The sequence below is a fragment of the Streptomyces sp. NPDC058650 genome, from assembly GCF_042717315.1.
Taxonomy (GTDB): domain Bacteria; phylum Actinomycetota; class Actinomycetes; order Streptomycetales; family Streptomycetaceae; genus Streptomyces.
In genome coordinates this window covers 1-18,512 of the sequence record NZ_JBHXRL010000029.1, presented here as the reverse complement: position 1 = coordinate 18,512, position 18,512 = coordinate 1, and the positions used below count along the sequence as shown (strand labels likewise).

11 protein-coding genes are annotated in these 18,512 nt (G+C 72.7%); 7 read left to right on the top strand and 4 right to left on the bottom strand.

Going from position 1 to position 18,512, the window contains the following annotated elements:
- Window positions 1-263: 263 nt before the first annotated feature.
- The 3 genes from ACFWWU_RS34250 to ACFWWU_RS34240 form a co-directional block, all read right to left on the bottom strand.
- A complete protein-coding gene (locus ACFWWU_RS34250; RefSeq protein WP_384152226.1) occupies window positions 264-1,529 on the bottom strand; it encodes a cytochrome P450 in 1,266 nt (421 codons plus the stop codon).
- A gap of 92 nt (window positions 1,530-1,621) precedes the next feature.
- Window positions 1,622-2,845 carry a DUF1702 family protein gene (locus tag ACFWWU_RS34245; protein WP_384152058.1) on the bottom strand — a complete coding sequence of 408 codons (1,224 nt, stop codon included), beginning with the start codon at window positions 2,843-2,845 and terminating at the stop codon, window positions 1,622-1,624.
- 46 nt (window positions 2,846-2,891) lie between these two features.
- A complete protein-coding gene (locus ACFWWU_RS34240; RefSeq protein WP_384152055.1) occupies window positions 2,892-3,881 on the bottom strand; it encodes a DUF1702 family protein in 990 nt (329 codons plus the stop codon).
- A gap of 181 nt (window positions 3,882-4,062) precedes the next feature.
- On the opposite strand from ACFWWU_RS34240, the gene ACFWWU_RS34235 reads away from it, so the two are divergent.
- The 6 genes from ACFWWU_RS34235 (at window position 4,063) to ACFWWU_RS34210 (ending at window position 15,914) form a co-directional block, all read left to right on the top strand.
- Entirely contained in the window at window positions 4,063-4,863 is an 801-nt protein-coding gene (locus ACFWWU_RS34235) for a TIGR03084 family metal-binding protein (protein WP_384152052.1), read from the top strand.
- Between the two features lie 1,220 nt (window positions 4,864-6,083).
- The gene (locus ACFWWU_RS34230) at window positions 6,084-7,928 is read left to right on the top strand and encodes a CRTAC1 family protein (RefSeq protein WP_384152049.1); all 1,845 of its coding nucleotides are present in this window, start codon (window positions 6,084-6,086) and stop codon (window positions 7,926-7,928) included.
- On the top strand, window positions 7,925-8,929 hold the full coding sequence (locus ACFWWU_RS34225; RefSeq protein ID WP_384152046.1) for a hypothetical protein: 1,005 nt from the start codon (window positions 7,925-7,927) through the stop codon (window positions 8,927-8,929). Before ACFWWU_RS34230 ends, ACFWWU_RS34225 begins: the two co-directional genes overlap by 4 nt.
- Window positions 8,926-14,829 carry an SDR family NAD(P)-dependent oxidoreductase gene (locus ACFWWU_RS34220; RefSeq protein WP_384152043.1) on the top strand — a complete coding sequence of 1,968 codons (5,904 nt, stop codon included), beginning with the start codon at window positions 8,926-8,928 and terminating at the stop codon, window positions 14,827-14,829. The genes ACFWWU_RS34225 and ACFWWU_RS34220 overlap by 4 nt, the downstream gene beginning before the upstream one ends.
- A 7-nt stretch (window positions 14,830-14,836) precedes the next feature.
- Window positions 14,837-15,352: an acyl-CoA thioesterase gene (locus tag ACFWWU_RS34215; protein ID WP_384152040.1), complete on the top strand. Its 516-nt coding sequence runs from the start codon at window positions 14,837-14,839 to the stop codon at window positions 15,350-15,352.
- A gap of 4 nt (window positions 15,353-15,356) precedes the next feature.
- Window positions 15,357-15,914: a flavin reductase family protein gene (locus ACFWWU_RS34210; RefSeq protein WP_384152037.1), complete on the top strand. Its 558-nt coding sequence runs from the start codon at window positions 15,357-15,359 to the stop codon at window positions 15,912-15,914.
- A gap of 321 nt (window positions 15,915-16,235) precedes the next feature.
- Here ACFWWU_RS34210 and ACFWWU_RS34205 read toward each other — a convergent pair whose 3' ends face one another.
- Window positions 16,236-16,901, bottom strand: a complete 666-nt coding sequence (locus ACFWWU_RS34205) for a TetR/AcrR family transcriptional regulator (RefSeq protein WP_384152034.1) — start codon at window positions 16,899-16,901, stop codon at window positions 16,236-16,238.
- Between the two features lie 80 nt (window positions 16,902-16,981).
- Here ACFWWU_RS34205 and ACFWWU_RS34200 point away from each other — a divergent pair, with 80 nt between their 5' ends.
- Window positions 16,982-18,325, top strand: a complete 1,344-nt coding sequence (locus tag ACFWWU_RS34200) for a carotenoid oxygenase family protein (protein WP_384152031.1) — start codon at window positions 16,982-16,984, stop codon at window positions 18,323-18,325.
- Window positions 18,326-18,512: the final 187 nt, after the last annotated feature.

Sequence of the window (18,512 nt, the reverse complement as noted above, 5' to 3'; positions counted from 1 at the left end):
GCCGCCCGGCATCTCGTGGCACTGGGCTTCGCCGCCCGGCATCTCGTGGCACTGCGCTTCGCCGCCCGGCGCCTTGTGGCACTGGGCTTCGCCGCCCGGCATCTCGTGGCACTGCGCTTCGCCGCCCGGCGCCTTGCGGCACCGCACCTGACCGCACGAAACTTCGCGGCACGGCATCTCGCGGCACTGCGCTTCACCGCGCGGCACTTCATCGGATTTCATGGTGTGGCGGCGTGTTTGACGGCATGGCATGGCACGGCGTTTCACGGCACTGTGCGGACTGTTACTTCGAGTCCGCCGCGCACCCCCAGTGACAGCATCGGTTCCGGGACGACTCGTTGTCCGGGCACTTTCTCCAGGCTCAGCTCCCGGCACAGCAGTGCCACGGTGAACACGGCTTCCATCAGTCCCAGGCTGCTGCCGACGCAGACGCGTGGGCCCGCGCCGAAGGGGATGTGGGCGTATCGCGGGCGTTCGCCGCGTTGTCCGGGCGCGAACCGTTCGGGTATGAACTGCCCTGGGGCGTCCCAGAATTCGGGGTGCCGGTGGAGTGTGTAGGGGCAGATGAGTACGTCCGCGCCGGCCGGGACGCGGTAGCCGCCGATCTCGTCGGCGGCCTGTGCCTGCCGGGGCAGGATCCATACCGGCGGATACAGCCGCATCACTTCCTCGACCACCATGGCCGTGTAGGTCAGCCGGCGCAGGTCCTCGTATTGCGGGAGTCTTGTGCCCAGGACCTCCTGTGCTTCCTGGCGCAGTTTTTCGCGTACCTCGGGGTGACGGTCGATCAGGTAGCAGGTCCAGCCGAGGGTGGACGCGGTCGTCTCGTGACCGGCCAGCAGCAGTGTGATCAGTTCGTCCCGCAGCCGCCGCTGGCCGGTGCGCGGGTCGGCCTCCGCGCGTATCGAGGCGATCAGCCGCGACAGGGCGTCGTCTCCTTCGCCGACCGCGCCGCGTGCGATCCGCTGGGCGGCGAGCTGTTCCACCACCCGCTGCAGGCGGACCCGGGCCCGCCGAAACCGCATCTGGTGGGGCAGCGGGATCCACATCGGCACGACGCCCATGGAGATCATCTCGAACATGGCCTGTTCCTGGACGGCTTCGAAGGCATGGCCGAGACCGTCGGAATCCTCCAGGCCGGTGTCCAGCAGGGTCCGGCCGAGGACGCCCAGTGTCAGACCGGTCAGCTCCCGTGTCAGGTTCACCGGCCCGCGTCCGGCGTGTGCCCGCAGCCGTGTCACGAGCGCGGCCGCTTCCTCGGCGACCGCTCCGGCCTGCTGGGCGATCCGCCGGTGCTGGAAAGCGGGCTGGATCACCTTGCGCTGGCGGCGCCACAGGTCGCCCTCGCTGGTCAGCAGGCCGTCCCCGAGAGCGCGCCGGGCCTGGGCCAGTCCGATGCCCTTGTGATAGTTGGCGGCGTTGTCCACGAGTACGTGCTTGGCGTAATCGGGATGGTTGAAGAAGTACAGCGTCTTGGGCCCCAGCGGCAGCCGCACCGCGTCTCCGTATCCGGCGGCGGCCGTCATCATCGCCAACCGGTCCCCGGCCAGCTGCCGCAGCAGCGACGGCGCGGCACGCAACGGCGGCGAGGGGAAGACCCGCGGGCCCGCGGGTACGCCGGTCACCGGCGTTCCGTCCCGGCGATGAGCCGCTCCGCGATGGCCTGACGCCACACCTCGTACGCCGGCACCGACCCCGCCCCGCCCGACCCCGCCCCGCCCGACCCCGCCCCGCCCGACCCCGCCCCGCGCGAGCCCGCCGCGGCCGCTGTTGCCGCGCCTGAGCCTGCCTCGGCCGACCTCGCCCCGCCCGAGCCTGCCGCGGCCGTTGCTGCCGCGCCTGAGCCCGCCTCGGCCGGCCCGGCCCCGCCTGAGCCTGCCGCGGCCGTTGCTGCCGCGCCCGACCTTGCCCCGCTTGAGCCTGCCGGGGCGGTTGTTGCCGCGGCTGATGTTGCCGACGGGCGGAGTTCCTGCGTGACAGCGGCGGCCTCTTCGGGTTCCAGCCCGCACAGCACCCGCGTCGCCAGCCCCGTGTGCGGCACCATCAGCCCGGCGCGCAGCCGGGTCTCCGCGGCGAACGCACTGCCCTGCGCCAACGCCCCTTGATGAGGCCCCGCCTGCTTCCACAGCGCCGTCAGTTCCTCCTCGCCGCACCCTCCCGCGTACGTGGCGGCCAGACCCACACCGCTGTACAGATCGGAATGACGCGCCGTGGGAAACGTCTCGATCGTCGCGGCGACGACACCGGGATCCGTACCGCACACGAACCACAGAGCACGGCCGATGCCCTGGTCGATCGCCCGGCCGGTGTAGTGCGGGAAGTCGTGCGCGGGCCACGCGAAATGCTCGTCGGTGTGCTGCCGGCGCACGTACCGGTCGGTGTGGAAGTACGCCTGATGGAAGCCGTAGCCGTCCAGGACCAGCCAGCGCAGCAGCGGGTCCAGCCTCTCGACATCCGCCCACCAGCGCCGCGGGAGGCGGCCCATCGACCAGCCGATACCGACGTACACCATGTAGACGTGCGCGCCGCCGCGGCCGGCCAGCAGCCGTTCGACACCGCCCGTGCCCCCGCCGGGTATCGCGTCCAGGACCGCGTACGCCATGCCCGCGCCCTCGTAGGCGAAGCCGCGGAACCGCTCCGGTATCGCCTCCAGGTGCGTCTCGGCCTCGGCCGTGGTGCGGGCGGCCATGGCGTGGCCGTAGCCCTCCAGGAACCGGCCGCCGATCGTCTCGAGCAGGTCTTTGGCCTCGGGCGTCTTGTGGTGGAAGCCGCGGGTTTCCAGCAGGGTCTGGCTCACGCTGGGCGTCAGTAACCGGCGCCGTAGCCTGCCGATGGTGCTTGGCATGTCTCTCCCCTTCGTCGGCTGTGTTCCTGGCGTGCGACCGAGATCGTCACCGGCTCATGGCCGTTTCGGGCCGGAAGTGGGCATGGACCGCACGCCGCCAGTGCTCATAGGCCGGCACCGGCCCCGCAGCGTCCTCGGTGACGGCGCTGCTGTCGGCGAGCGCGACCGCGGCCTGGACCGAAAGACCCGTCAGCGCGCTCGCGGCGACGGCCGTGTGCCGCGGCACGTACCCCGCAAGATCACGGGCACGGATCGCGAACACCGCCCCCTGGGCCAGGTCCGGCGCATGAGGACCGGCCAGGCGCCGCAGCGTGTCGAACGTGTCCGCCCCGCAGCCGCCGGCGAAAGCGGCGGCGAGCCCCGCACCGCTCCACAGATCCGGCCACCGGTGCCCGGCGAAGGAACGGATGGCCGCCTCGACGCGCTCGGGCCGGGCGCCGTGGATGAACCACAGGGCCCGGCCGATGCCCTGGTCGACAGCGCGAGGAAAGTACTCCGGCGCGCCCTGCCACGGATAACTCGCCGGCACCCGCTGCTCGTCCACCCAGCGGCGGGTGTGGAAAAAGGCCAGGTCGAAGCCGTAGCCGTCCACCGCGAGCCAGCTCATCACCGGATGAAACGGCTGCCCGGTCAGATCGGGCAGCACCTTCTTCCACAACACGCGCGGCAGCCGCGCCATGGCGAAGCCGATACCGATGTAGGCGAGCAGGATGTGCGGCCGCCCCGGACCCTCCAGCAGCTCCCGGGTGCGCTGCCCGCGGCCCATCACGTCCGTGACGGTCAACGCCATGGTGGCGCCCTCGTAGCCGAAGCCGCGCTGCTCGGCATCCAGCAGTTCCAGGCGGTGCGCGATCTCCGCGGTGCCGCTCGCCTCCATGGCCCATTCGAAGCCGCACACGACGGCGCGCGGTACGTCCTGAAGCCGGGCGGCGCCATGGCCGGCGGGCAGTGGTGCGAAACCGCGCCGCGCGAACGACACCTCGGCCAGGTCGGGGGCCAGCATGATGCGCCTCAGCGATCTCAGAGCCTTCGCCACACTCGCCTCCACGAACGACCCGATGGTCGCACCATCATCGCCACCACGACAGGCCGATGGCTTCTTTGTGGTTGCGCCTGCGGGCCGGTGGTGCGCCGACAGCACGGACAAAGAAGTGGCCGGGCCTCGCCTCGCCGCAGACTGGGCCCCGCGACAAGCCGCCCGGAGAGAGGAACGAGGCATGACACAGCACAACGATGTCCTCAGCGATCTGGTGGAGGAGGGCAACGCCCTGGACTCCTTGCTCGTGGATGCCGACGAGAGCCAGTGGGCGCGGCCGACACCGGCCGAGGGATGGACCATCCGGCACCAGATCGGCCACCTGACCATGGTGTTCGGCATGGCCGAGAAGGCGGCGGCGGACCCCGCCGGGTTCAAGGCGTTCACCGCTGCCATCACCAATTTCGACGAGGCCGTCCAAAACGGCCTGAAGCCGTATCTGTCCCTGGACGGCCCTCAGCTGCTGGACGCCTGGCGCACCCAGCGGACGGCCACCGAACGGGCGCTTCACCAGGTGCCCCTGGAACAGCTCGTGCCATGGCTGGTCCGCCCCATCCCGGCGGCGGTGCTGGCGAAGGCGGGCATGATGGAAATGTTCGCGCACGGCCAGGACGTCGCCGACACCCTCGAAACAGACCGCCAGTACACCGACCGGATCCGGCACGTCGCCGAATTCACCGCCCTCACCTGGGAGTTCGGCTACGAGTCCCACGGCCTGCCGCAGCCGGTCAAGGGGTTCCGCTTCGACCTGACGGCACCCTCCGGCGCGGCATGGACCCTCGGTGCTCTCGACGCGGAGCAGCGGATCACCGGCCCCGCCGTCGACCTGTGCCTGCTCGCGACCCGGCGCCGGCACCGCGACGACCTCGCGCTCACCGCGTCCGGACCGGACGCCGACCAGTGGCTCGACATCGCCCAGGCGTTCCGCGGCCCGGCCGGGCCCGGACGCAAGCCGGGCCAGTTCGCACAGGCCGGCCACTGACCCAGCCCCCATGCCCGCCGGCTCGTGGCACCCGAACACCGGGCGCCACGAGCCGGCCGCCGGTGCCACGACCAGCCGCCGGTGCCATGAGCAGCCGCCGGTGCCACGAGCAGCCGTCGGTGCCACGAGCAGCCGTCGGGCGCCACGACCGGCCGTCCCGGCACACAGCCCCCGACCCAGCCACCCCCGGCCCCAGCCACCCCCACGCCGCGCCAAGCCGTCGACCACCATCCCGGTGACGCCGACCCACGACCTCCCGGCGCCCGCGGGGGAGGGGAGGGAAGGGAAGGGGAAGGGAAGGGGAAGGGGCAGCCCGGCTGGGTGCCGGGTGGGGTGTACCGGGCAGGTGTACCGGCCGGGTGCTAGGCGGGTGTACCGGCCGAGTGCCGGGCGGGGTGTACCGGGCGACGCGCCCGGACACCGAAAGCGACGCACCCGCCGGGCCGGCCACACCCCGCCATCCCGCGGTTCCTCCCGCCGCCGCGCCACCGCCCCCGCCGCCCCGCCCCCCGCCGCCGCGCCGCCACCCCACCGCGTCGCCGCCGCGCCGCCCCGCCACCCCACCGCGTCACCGGACCGCGTCACCGCCGCGCCGCCACCCCACCGCGTCACCGCACCGCGTCGCCGCCGCGCCGCCCCCTGCCACCGCGCCCCGTCGTCGTTTCGAAAGCGGTGAGTTCCGCGAGCGTTCCGCCGTATTCGGCCGGTGCACGGAAAACGTGTTCCGTCGCCACCCCACGGCATCCAAAGCCATCTCAAGCCTCAAGCCATCTCAAGGCATCTCAGGCCGTCTCGAGTCGTCTCGAGGCATCTCAGGACGTCTCACGGCATCTCGCCGAAAGCGGCCCGCGTCAGCGAAAAGAACGCCTTCGCGGTGAGCACCGAGCGGTGACCGAACACTTTCGCGACCCCGCCGCCGCGGCGCTGCCGCGACCCCGCCGGATCTCCTGAAGTGCGAAGACCCCGGCTAGCAAGCCGGGAGATGCCACCCGCACGGTGAACCCGGATCGTATCCATAGAACAATCCCGTGATTTGCACGCCGACCCTGACTTCCACAAGAGAGAGAGGGGGGAGCATCGTGGCATACAGCCAGAAGATTCGCAGACTTGTGCCGGGGCTGGTGACGGTTCTCGTCGTGACATCGCTGTTCTTCGCGACCCGGGCATCAGTCGCTGTTCCTGACGGCACAAAGGTGGCCGCCGCCTACCGGTTCAAGGAAATGCCCATCGCCATGCCCCCGGGCTACGACAAGCTGCCCAAGCGCAGCGTGCGTACCGTCAACCCGGCCTACGAGAAGATCCGTTCCTGGATCTCGTCGGTGGGCGCGAGCATCGCCATCAACGACGTCGCCGGCAACGGCCGCGCGTCGGGGATGTGCATCGTCGACACCCGCACCGACCAGGTCACGGTCACGTACACGCCCACCGCGCACCAGGCCGACCGGTTCACCCCGTTCCTCCTCGATGCCTCGCCGCTGCCCATGGACAACGCCATGGCACCCACCGGCTGCACCTTCGGAGACTTCAACGCCGACGGCCGCATGGACATCCTGGTCAGCTACTGGGGCCGCACCCCGATCCTCTTCCTGGCCCGCTCCGACGCGGCTGCACCCTCACCGAACGCCTACGTTCCGCGTGAGCTGGTGCCCTCGCAGTCGCAGGACGGCCTCTACCACGGACCGCGCTGGAACACCGACGCGGTACACGTGAGCGACCTGGACGGCGACGGCCACCCGGACATCGTCATCGGCAACTACTTCCCCGACTCCGACGTCCTGGACCCCAACGGCCTGAAGAACGTCGTGATGAACGACTCGCTGTCGAGGGCGGAGAACGCCGGCGGCGACCACGTGCTGCGCTGGACGTCCGCCACCACCGGCACCCAGCCCACCGCCACCTACACCACCGACCCCAAGGCGATCCCCTACGACGCCGCCACCGGCTGGACCCTGGCCATCGCCGGCGCCGACCTGACCGGCGACGTCCTGCCGGAGCTGTACATCGCCAACGACTTCGGCAACGACCACCTGCTCTACAACCGCTCCCGCCCCGGCCAGATCCGCTTCACCGAGGCCCTGGGCGAACGCACCGCCACCGCGCCCAAGTCGTTCGTGCTGGGCAGGGGATCGTTCAAGGGCATGGGCGTCGACTTCGGTGATCTGGACCGCACCGGCCGCTTCGACATGGTGGTCAGCAACATCACCGCGGCCTGGGGCCTGGAGGAGTCCAACTTCGTCTGGAAGAACCGCAGCACCGACGAAGCGGACATGGACCGCCAACTCGACGACGGCGTCGCCCCCTTCACCCAGGAGGCACGTAAGTACGGCCTGGCGTGGACCGGCTGGAACTGGGACGTCAAGCTGGGCGACTTCAGCAACTCCGGCCGCCAGGACGTCGTGCAGACCGACGGCTTCGTCAAGGGCAACATCGACCGGTGGCCGTGGCTGCAGGAGATGGCCATGGCCAACGACGTCCTGCTGTCCAACCCCGACATGTGGCCCAACGTCCAGCCCGGCGACGACATCGCCGGAGACGACAAGCTGGCCTTCTACGCCCGCACCGACGACGGCACCTACGCCAACATCAGCGACAAGCTCGGCCTCGCGGTGCCCATTCCCACCCGGGCCGTCGCCACCGGCGACACCACCGGGACCGGGGCCCTGGACTTCGCCGTCGCCCGCCAGTGGGGACCGCCCGCCTTCTACGCCAACACCGCCCCCAAGCGCGGCAACCACCTGACCCTGTCACTGGTACGCCCCGCCACAGGCGACACCGGCGGCTCGTCCGGCGCGCTGGCCGCCGCGGGCACCCCCGCCTACAACGCCACCGTGCGGGCCACCACACCCGACGGCACGGAGATCGCACAGCTCGACGGCGGCAGCGGCCACAGCGGCTTCCGCAGCTTCGACGTCCGCTTCGGCCTGGGCGACTACGACGGCCCCGTGACCGTGGACCTGCGCTGGCGCGACGCGGACGGCACCGTCCACCGGCAGCAGCGCCGCCTCGATGCCGGCTCCCACACCCTCATGCTCACCGGCGACGCCCAGGAGGTGCCGCGCACATGACCGCGTCGGTCGCTCACCCCACCGCGCAGCCGGCACCGCACCCCGGTGCGGCGCCGCCCGCCGCCAAACCGGACCCGCGTTACCTCGCCCTGCGCAACTTCGCCATCTCCATCAGCGTCTTCAACATCTTCGGCTACACACTCCTCGGCTTCGAGCAGCCCTGGCTCTGGCCCGTCCTGGCGGTGCTCTGCGGATACACCACCGAGCTCGTCCTCGAAACGATCAGCGCCTGGGCCTACAAGCGGGCCCCGCGCTTCAGCGGCCGGGGCGCCCGCGGGGTGTACGAGTTCCTGCTGCCCGCCCACATCACCTCGCTGGCCGTGTCGATGCTCACCTACGGCAACGACCTGTTCCTGCCGGTCCTGTTCGGCGTGGTCGTCGGCGTCGGCGGCAAGCACGTCTTCCAGGCACCCATCGCCGGCCGCATGCGGCACTACATGAACCCGTCGAACTTCGGCATCACCGTCTCGCTGGTCTGCTTCGGCACCTGGTTCAGCATCGCCCCGCCGTACCAGTTCACCGAGCACGCCAACAACTTCTTCCGGGTCGCCATCCCGCTGATCATCGCCACCGCGGGAACCGTCATCAACGCCCTGCTGACCAAACGCGTCGCGCTGATCGTCGGCTGGCTCGGCGGCTTCGCCATCCAGGGCGTGATCCGCCACTTCGTCTGGGACGTCGCGGTGTACTCCGCCGTCGGCGTCATGAGCGGCGTGGCGTTCGTCCTGTTCACCAACTACATGATCAGCGATCCGGGAACGACGCCGACCAAAGCACGCAACCAGTTCATGTTCGGCGCATCGGTCGCGATGGTCTACGGGGTGCTCATGGTCTTCAACGTCGTCTACACACTGTTCTTCGCCGTCACCATCGTGTGCGGCCTGCGCGGCGCCGGCTGGTGGGTCGCCCACCTGATACAGCGCCGCCGCAAGCGGGCCGCCGCCACGGCACCGACCGCCACGGCCGGCCCCGCCACCGTATCCGAGGCGGTGGCGGCATGAGCGGCCCACGCACCCGCATCGCCGTCGTCGGCATGGCCTGCCGCTACCCCGACGCCGACACCCCCGAGCAGCTGTGGCAAAACGTCCTGTCCGGACGGCGCGCCTTTCGCCGTCTGCCCGACGAACGCATGCGCCACGAGGACTACTACTCGCCCGACCCCACCGCCCCCGACCGCCACTACACACGCAAGGCCGCGGTCCTGGAAGGCTTCGAGTTCGACCGCGTCAGACACCGCATCGCCGGCAGCACCTTCCGCGCCACCGACATGACGCACTGGCTGGCCCTCGACACCGTCGCCCAGGCCCTCGAGGACGCGGGATTCCCCGACGGTACGGGACTGCCGGCACCCACCACCGGCGCCGTCCTCGGCAACAGCCTCACCGGCGAGTTCTCCCGCGCCAACCTCATGCGGCTGCGCTGGCCCTACGTACGGCGCACCGTCGGCGCGGCACTGCGCGAGCAGGGCTGGGCCGATGCCGAACTGGCCGAGTTCCTCACCACCCTGGAACAGCGCTACAAGCAGCCCTTCCCGCCCATCGACGAGGACACGCTGGCCGGCGGCCTGGCCAACACCATCGCCGGCCGCATCTGCAACCACTTCGACCTGGGCGGCGGCGGATTCACCGTCGACGGCGCCTGCTCCTCCTCCCTGCTGTCCGTCGCCACCGCCTGCAACGCCCTGACCTCCGGGCAGTGGGACGTGGCCATCGCCGGCGGCGTGGACCTGAGCATCGACCCCTTCGAAGTGATCGGCTTCGCCAAGACAGGCGCCCTGGCCACCGCGGACATGCGCGTCTACGACCGCGGCTCCAACGGCTTTTGGCCCGGCGAGGGCTGCGGCGCCGTCGTCCTCATGCGCGACGACGACGCCCGCGCGCAGGGACGTTTCCGCTACGCGACCATCGCCGGCTGGGGCTGGTCCTCCGACGGCCGCGGCGGCATCACCCGACCCGAGGCCGGCGGCCACCGCCTCGCCCTGGAGCGCGCCTACGACACCGCCGGCTTCGGCCTGGACACCGTCGGCTACCTGGAAGGCCACGGCACCGGCACCGCCGTCGGCGACGCCACCGAACTCCGCGCCCTGTCCGAGGCCCGCCGGGCCGCCGACCCCGACGCGCCGCCCGTCGCCCTGGGCACCATCAAGGGCAACATGGGACACACCAAAGCCGCGGCCGGCATCGCCGGACTCCTCAAAGCAGCACTCGTGGTACGCCACCAGATCATCCCGCCGGCCACCGGCCACCACGATCCCCACCCCGAACTCCTGGGCGACAACCCCGCCCTGCGGATACCCCGCGAAGCCGAAGCATGGCCCAAGAACACCCCCCGGCGGGCCGGGGTCTCCTCGATGGGCTTCGGCGGCATCAACGCGCACATCGTCCTCGAACACGCCGACGGCGTACGCCGCACCGCCCTGCCACGATCCACCGTCCGCCTGGTCCGCTCCCGCCAGGACTGCGAACTCCTCCTCATCGACGCCGACACCACCACCGCACTGCGCGACCGCCTCACCCCGCTCGCCGACCTCGCCGGACACCTGTCCTACGCCGAACTCGGCGACCTGGCCGCCTCACTGGAAAGCGACCTGGACGGCGCCGCCGTCCGCGCCGCCGTCGTGGCCTCCTCCCCGGAACAGGCCCAGCAACGCCTCACCGCACTCCAGGCACACCTCGACGACGGCGCCCACACCCTGCTGGACCCCGCCGCCGGACTCTTCCTCGGCCGCCGCGGCAGCACACCGCCCCGCATCGGCTTCCTCTTCCCCGGCCAGGGCGCCGGCCGCCGCGGCGACGGAGGCGCCCTGCGCGCCCGCTTCGCCGCCGTGGACGAGCTCTACCGGACCCAGGACCTCCCCGCCGGCGGCGACCAGGTCGCCACCGAAGTCGCCCAGCCCAGGATCGTCACCGCCTCGGTCGCCGGACTGCGCGTCCTTGCCGACCTCGGCATCCACGCCACCGCCGCCGCGGGCCACAGCCTCGGCGAACTGACGGCCCTGCACTGGGCCGGCGCCATGGACGAGGCCGGGCTGCTGCGCACCGCGGCGGCACGCGGCGCCGTGATGGCCGCGGCGAGCGACGGCGGAGGCGCGATGGCGAGCATCGCCGCACCGCCCGCAAGCGTGGAACCGCTCCTTGACGACGAACCCGTCGTGATCGCCGGCTACAACGGCCCCCACCAGACCGTGGTCTCCGGGCCCGCCGACGCCGTCGACCGGGTGAGCGCACGCGCCCAGGCCCAGCACCTGGGCGCGCAGCGCATCAACGTCAGCCACGCCTTCCACTCACCCGCCGTCGCCCCCGCCGCGCACGCGTTCGCCGAGCACCTGGCGCACGAGCGCCTCCAGCCCCTGCAGCGGAACGTGGTCTCGACGGTCACCGGCACACCCCTCGCCCCGGACACCGACCTGGCGCAGCTGCTGACCCGGCAGGTCCTGGACCCCGTGCGCTTCACCCAGGCCGTCACCGGCGTCGCCGCCGACAGCGACCTGCTGCTGGAAGTCGGCCCCGGCCGCACCCTGAGCGGCCTCGCCGCGCAGACCGTGGACGTACCGGTCATCTCCCTCGACACCGACAGCACCTCCCTGGCCGGCCTCTTCCACGGAGTGGCGGCGGCCTGGGTGCTCGGCGCCCCGGTGCGCCGAGCGGAACTCTTCCGCGACCGCTTCACCCGCCCACTGCCCCTGACCAAGCAGTTCCGCTTCCTGGCCAGCCCGTGCGAGTCGGCGCCCGGGGAAGACCTGCCGCTCACCGCGGACACCCCCACCGGCGCGGACACCCCACGGCCGGCAGCGCAGGGGCAGTACGCCGGCACGGAGCCGGCCTCCGGCAACGAGAGCGCCACCAGCCTCGACATCCTCATGCGGCTCGCCGCGGCCCGTGCCGAACTGCCGCCCTCGGCCATCTCACCGGACACCAACCCCCTGGACGAGCTCCACCTCAGCTCGATCACCGTCGGCCAGATCATGAACGACGCCGCCCGTGAACTGGGAGTCGACGCCGTCGCCACCACCTCCGCGTTCGCCACCTCCACCCTGGCCGAACTGGCGGTCCTGCTCGACGAACTGTCCGGCACCGCCCTGCCCGCCGACGCCGACCGCACGACCGCCGCGGCCGGTGTCGCGCCCTGGGTCCGCGCCTTCCGCCTCGACCTGGTCGAGACACCCGCCGCACCCGCACCCGCACCCGTATCCGTGCCGGTGCCTGGCCGGGCCGTGTCCGGCGAAGGCGGTGGCGCGCCGTGGGCCGTGTTCGCCCCCGACCGCCATCCGCTCGCCGCCCCGCTCGCGGCGGCCCTGCAAACGGCCGGGCTCGGCACGGGCGTCCTGCTCTGCCTGCCCGCCGACTGCGACGACGAGCATGCCGCGCTGATGCTCGCCGCCGCCCGCGCCGCCCTGCACCCCACCGCGCCCGCCGCCCGGTTCGTCGCCGTCGGCGACCGGCGCGGGGCCGCCGCACTGGCCAAGACACTCCACCTGGAGGCGCCCGCCACCGCCACCACCGTCCTGACCCTGCCGCTCAACAGCCTGCCGCCCCTCGGCGAGCTGACCGGCCGCATCGTCGCCGACATCGCGGCCACCACCGGCTTCAGCGAGGTCCACTACGACACCGCCGGCATCCGCAGGGTCCCCGTCCTCACCCCCCTGCCACCCGCCCCACCCACCACCCCCGCCCCGCCCGCCTCCTCCCCGCTGACCGCCGCCGACGTCCTGGTGGTCACCGGCGGAGGCAAGGGCATCACCGCCGAGTGCGCCCTGTCCCTGGCCAAGGACTCCGGCTGCGCCATCGGCCTGCTCGGCCGCTCCGATCCCGAGACCGACCGCGAACTGGCCGCCAACCTCGGCCGGATGGCCGCCTCGGGGATCCGCTTCCACTACGCCCGCGCCGACGTCACCTCCGCCGGCGACACCAAGGCCGCCGTCCACGAGATACGCCGGCGGCTCGGCCCCGTCACCGCCGTGCTGCACGGCGCGGGACGCAACGAACCACGCGCCCTCGCCGACCTCGACGAGGCGTCCTTCCGCCGCACCCTGGCCGTCAAGATCGCCGGCCTGGAAGCCGTCCTGGCCGCCGTCGACCCGGCCGACCTGCGCCTCGTCGTCGCCTTCGGCAGCATCATCGGCCGCGCCGGCCTGCGCGGCGAGGCCGACTACGCCACCGCCAACGACTGGCTGACCGAACGGATCACCCGGCTGCGCGAGGACCTGCCCGGCTGCCGGTGCATCGCGCTGGAGTGGTCGGTATGGTCCGGCGCCGGAATGGGCGAGCGGCTCGGCGTACTGGAATCACTGATCAGGGAGGGCATCGAACCGATCCCGGCCGACGAGGGCGTCGCCATGCTCCGCCGGGTCCTGGCCGACCCGGACACACCCGACACCCTGGTCGTCATGGGCCGCGCCGGCGGCCTGCCGACCATCGCCCTGGAAGAACGCGAACTGCCGCTGCTGCGGTTCGTCGACCGTGTCCAGGCCCACTACCCCGGCGTCGAACTGGTCACCGACTGCGAACTGTCCGCCGCCACCGACCCCTACCTCGCCGACCACCTCCTGGACGGCACCCTGCTGCTGCCCGCCGTCCTCGGCATGGAAGCCATGGCCCAGGCCGCCGCCGCCCTCACCGGCCGTACGGGAAGCGACGCCGTCCCCGTCCTCGAAGACGCCGAATTCCTGCGTCCCGTGGCAGTCCCACCCGACGGCACGACCACCGTACGGGTGGCCGTCCTGGCCACCGGCCCCGACACGGTCCAAGCGGTCGTCCGCAGCAGCGAGACGGACTTCCGCGCCGACCACTTCCGCGCCGTCCTGCGCTACGGACCCCACCCCACACCGCCGCAGGGGCCGACACCGCCCGAAGGCGTCGCCCCGGCACTCGACCCGGCCCGCGACCTGTACGGGCCGGTCCTCTTCCAGGGCGCCCGCTTCCAGCGCCTGACCGGCTACCGCCACCTGGCCGCCACCGCATGCGTCGCCGACATCTCCACCACCGCCACCGAGCCCTGGTTCGCCGGCTACCTGCCGCCCGACCTGGTCCTGGCCGACCCGGGCACCCGAGACGCCCTGATGCACGCCATCCAGGCCTGCGTACCGGACGCCACCCTGCTGCCGGTGGGCGTCGAACGCCTGCACCTGGCCGACCCCGCCACGCGCACGGGCCGGGTCGTCCTGCACGCCGCCGAACGCTCCCGCGACGGCGACACCTACGTCTACGACCTCGACGTCCGCGACGAGCACGGCACGATCACCGAACGCTGGACGGGCCTGACCCTGCGCGCCGTGCGCAAGCTCGACGGCTTCGGCCCCTGGGAACCCGCACTGCTCGGCCCCTACCTGGAACGCCGCCTCGACGCGCTGCTGCCCGTGCCGGTGCGCATCGCCGTCCACCCCGGCGCCGACGGCGCCGACGGCGACCTTGAGACACGCCGCGCCCGCACCGCCCACACCCTCGGCCAGGCACTCGGCCACCCGGTGACACTGCGTCATCGCCCCGACGGACGGCCCGAGGTGGACGGCGGCCCGTACGTCTCCTCCTCCCACGGCGCCGGGGTGACCCTCGCGGTGGCGGGGGAGTGGCCGCTCGCCTGCGACGTGCAGCACGTCGAGGACCGAGGACCCGAGGAGTGGGAGGCCCTGCTGGGCACCGGCGGCCTCGCGCTGGCCCTGCTGATCGCCGCCGAACACGGCGAACAGCTCTCGCTCGCCGCCACCCGGGTGTGGAGCGCCGTGGAATGCCTGCGCAAACGCGGCCGCGCACACGTCGAACTGACGGCGGACACCAGCACCAAGGCCCCCGACCGGTGGGTGGTGCTGCGCTCCGGCACGGCCCAGATCGCCACCGCCGCGGCCCTGCTGCGCACCACGCCGCACACGGCGGTGTTCGCCGTACTGACAGAGAAGGAGGGGTGAGGCACGGATGGGCGCACAACGCCCCTACTACGAACTGCGCCACCTGGTCGGCTTCGAGGAGACCAACCTGGTGGGCAACGTCTACTACGTCAACTACGTACGCTGGCAAGGCCGGTGCAGAGAGATGTTCCTCCACGACCGGGCCCCCGAGGTCCTCGACGACATCCGCGACGACCTGAAACTCTTCACCCTCTCGGTGGGCTGCGAGTTCTTCGCCGAGATCACCGCGTTCGACCAGCTCTCGATCCGGATGCGCCTGGAAGACCTGACACAGACCCAGATCGGCTTCACCTTCGACTACGTACGGCTGCGCACCACGCAAGGCGGCGGTGACGGCGAGCCCGTCACCGAGGACCTCGTCGCCCGCGGCCGCCAGCGCGTGGTCTGCATGCGCGGCCCCAACACCGACACCCGGCCCGCCCGGGTACCCGAGCAACTGCGCCGCGCGCTCGAACCGTACGCGCTGCCCGCGTCCGGCTCCGCTCCCCCCGGGCCGCTCGCGGCGGCGGCGGGCGGGGGGTGAGGGCATGGCCGACGGCCCCGTCGACGGCCCGCACCCCCCTGCCGACGGCCACGCGCCCGCGCCACGGGCGCACGGCCAACGCGAACTGCGCGGCGTACTGGGGTCCTTCGCGACCGGCATCACCGTCCTGACCGCCGGCCGCGAGATGCCGCGGGGCATGACGGCGAACTCCTTCACCTCCGTCTGCCTGGACCCCCCGCTGGTCCTGGTGTGCGTCCTGCGCACAGCGGCGCTGCACGACCTCGTGCTGGACGAGAAGGCGTTCGCGATCTCCGTCCTGGCCGCGGACCAGGAACACCTCGCGCGCCGGTTCGCCGACCGCGGACGACCGCGCGGCGAGCGGGAGTTCGAAGCGGTGGACACCGAGCCGGGCCGCCGTACCGGCGCCCCGATCCTCTCGGGTGCTCTGGCCTGGCTGGAATGCGGGCTGGAGGCGGTGTACGACGGCGGGGACCACTCGATCCTGCTCGGCTCCGTCCTCGACGCGGGCGGCGCGCCGGGCGCCGATGCCCTGCTGTTCTACCGGGGCGGATTCCACCGCCTGGCACCCTCCGCCGTCTGAGCGCAGCCCAGAGCACACCAGCCGGGCCGCGGCCGCCGTACCAGGGCGACCACGGCCCGGCACGCGTGCGCGCCGCGCCCTCCGGACTACCGCGCCCCCCGGATCACCGCGCCCCCCGGACTACCGCGCCCTCCGGACCAACGCGCCCCCGGACTACCGCGCCCCTCGGACCACCGCGCCCTCCGGACCACCGCGCCCTCCGGACCACGGCGCCCTCCGGACCACGGCGCCCCCCGGGTCACCGCCCCCGGGTCACCGCGCCCTCCGGACCACCGCGCCCCTCGGACTACCGCGCCCCTCGGATCACCGGCCCCCCCCGGATCACCGCGCCCCTTCGGGGCGCCCGTCGCCGACGGGCGCGCCGATGCTTTCCAGCGAGCGCCGGGCCGCCGCCGGATCGTCCCCCGCGCCCACCAGCAGCCCGTGCACCTGTGCGGCGAAGCAGCGCCCCGCGTCGTAGGGCGCGATGAGGAAGCCGCCCAGCTCCAGCGTCACCAGCCCGTGCAGCGCGATCCACATCTGATGGGCCACCAGCCGCGCGTCGCTCTGCTGGAAGCGGCCCGCCGCCATGGCCGCCGCCACCGCCCGGGCCACCGGTTCGAGGGTGTAGCGGCCGTGCTGACGGTCCTCCTCGGTGAGGCTGAACCCGCCGAACCCCACCCCGCCGAACATCACCCCGTACAGGTGCGGGTGCTCCAGCGCGTTGCCGTGGTAGGCGAGTCCCAGCGCCGCGATGTCGGCCACCGGGTCACCGCTCGCGCTGACCCCGCTCATCCGCCGGTCGAGCCGGGCGAACCCCTCGTGGACCATCGCCCGCACGAGGTCTTCCATACCGCCGAAGTGGGTGTAGACAGCGGTCGTCGAGGCACCCACCGCGGAGGCGAGCCGGCGGGTCGTCAGCGCCTGCGGCCCCTCTTCGGCCAGCAGCCGTGCGGCGGCCTCGACGAGATCGGCCCTGAGTCTTGGATTCGCCTGACGCGGACTCACTCTTGACGTCCCTTCGGTCGTCCCCCACCATATACCAAAACGATGTTACGTAACAGCGATACGTTATGTGGGGCGGAACGATGATCGCATCGAAAGCCGAACCGGCCGGCCTCTGCGCCGTCCCCCCCGTCACACGGGAGACCCTCGTCCCCGCACCCGGCGTCCTTGGCGCACTCCCCGCGGAGCTGGACGGCACCTTCCTCACCATCGGCGCCAACCCGCTGCGACGGCCCCCCGGCGAGCATCCCCTCGCCGGAGACGGCATGGTGCACGCTCTACGCCTGCGAGACGGCCGCGCCCAGTGGTACCGCAACCGCTGGCTGCGCACCGACCGGGCCGCCCGCATCCTGGGCGAACTGCCCGCCCCCGGCCCCCGCTACGGCCCGAACGACAACGCCAACGCCAACCTCGTCCACCACGCCGGCCGCACCCTCGCCCTCGGCGACGGCGGCCCGCGCCCGCTGCAGATCGACGCGACCCTCGACACGGTCGCCCGCATCGACTTCGACGGCACCCTCGGCGGCGGGTTCGCCGCACACCCGCAGCACGACCCCCTCACCGGCGAACTCCACGCGATCGCCACGTCCCACGAACCGCCCTACGCCACCTACCTCGTCGTCGACGTCGACGGCCGGGTACGCCGCTCGGTCCCGGTGCCGCTCAAGCGGCCCGTGATGATGCACGCCTTCTCCCTGACCGAGCACTACGCGCTCGTCTACGACCTCCCCGTGGTCTTCAGCCCCGCCGCCGCCGCGGCTGGCTCACGCGTCCCCTACACCTGGGACGACGGCCACGGCGCCCGCCTGGGGCTGCTGCCGCGCAACGGTGGACCCGACGACATCCTCTGGGTCGAACTGCCGCCGTGCTTCGTCTTCCACCCCGTCAACGCCTACGAGACGGGCCGCGACATCGTCGTCGACGTGATCCGCCACCCGCGCGTCTTCGACCGCGACCCCCACCGCCCCGGCGAGACACCCTCCACCCTGACCCGCTGGACGGTGGACACGGCCGCCGGCACGGTCGTCGAGGAACAGCTCTCCGGCCTCCTCCAGGAATCACCGGTGATCGACGACAGGATCCGCGGCACCCGCCACCGCTTCGCCTTCGCCACCGCCCTGGAATCCTCGGGCCGCGAACTGCTCGGCGGACCGGCACTGCTCCGCCACGACCTGGCCACCGGACGGACCGACACCCACCACCTGCCCCCGGGCCGCACGAGCGGCGAAGCCGTCTTCGTCCCGCGCGAGCCCCGCGCCCCCGAAGCCGACGGCTGGCTGCTGAGCATGGTCACCGACGAGCTGACGGGCCGCGGCGAGCTGATGGTCCTGGACACCGCCGACTTCACCGGCCCCCCGGCCGCCGTCGTGCCCCTGCCGGTGCGGGTACCGCACGGCTTCCACGCGACCTGGGTGGACGGCGGCTGACCACGACGGGGACGGACGGCGGCTTACCGCGGACGGGGCGGACGGCGGCTGACCACGACGGGGGGCGGACGGCGGCTCACCGCGAGCGGGGGGGGGGGGGGGCCGCCCGCCCCCCCCCCCCCCCCCCCCCCCCCCCCCCCCCGGGCCCCCCCCCCAACCCCCCCCCCCCCCAACCCACCCCCCCCCC

What these genes read in the sequence shown, in the direction of transcription:
- ACFWWU_RS34215 (WP_384152040.1), top strand. Translation starts at nt 14,837, where the DNA reads ATGGGCGCACAACGCCCCTACTACGAACTGCGCCACCTGGTCGGCTTC.
- ACFWWU_RS34210 (WP_384152037.1), top strand. Translation starts at nt 15,357, where the DNA reads ATGGCCGACGGCCCCGTCGACGGCCCGCACCCCCCTGCCGACGGCCAC.
- ACFWWU_RS34230 (WP_384152049.1), top strand. Translation starts at nt 6,084, where the DNA reads ATGCCCATCGCCATGCCCCCGGGCTACGACAAGCTGCCCAAGCGCAGC.
- ACFWWU_RS34235 (WP_384152052.1), top strand. Translation starts at nt 4,063, where the DNA reads ATGACACAGCACAACGATGTCCTCAGCGATCTGGTGGAGGAGGGCAAC.
- ACFWWU_RS34200 (WP_384152031.1), top strand. Translation starts at nt 16,982, where the DNA reads ATGATCGCATCGAAAGCCGAACCGGCCGGCCTCTGCGCCGTCCCCCCC.
- ACFWWU_RS34250 (WP_384152226.1), bottom strand. Translation starts at nt 1,529, where the DNA reads ATGATGACGGCCGCCGCCGGATACGGAGACGCGGTGCGGCTGCCGCTG.
- ACFWWU_RS34245 (WP_384152058.1), bottom strand. Translation starts at nt 2,845, where the DNA reads ATGCCAAGCACCATCGGCAGGCTACGGCGCCGGTTACTGACGCCCAGC.
- ACFWWU_RS34225 (WP_384152046.1), top strand. Translation starts at nt 7,925, where the DNA reads ATGACCGCGTCGGTCGCTCACCCCACCGCGCAGCCGGCACCGCACCCC.
- ACFWWU_RS34220 (WP_384152043.1), top strand. Translation starts at nt 8,926, where the DNA reads ATGAGCGGCCCACGCACCCGCATCGCCGTCGTCGGCATGGCCTGCCGC.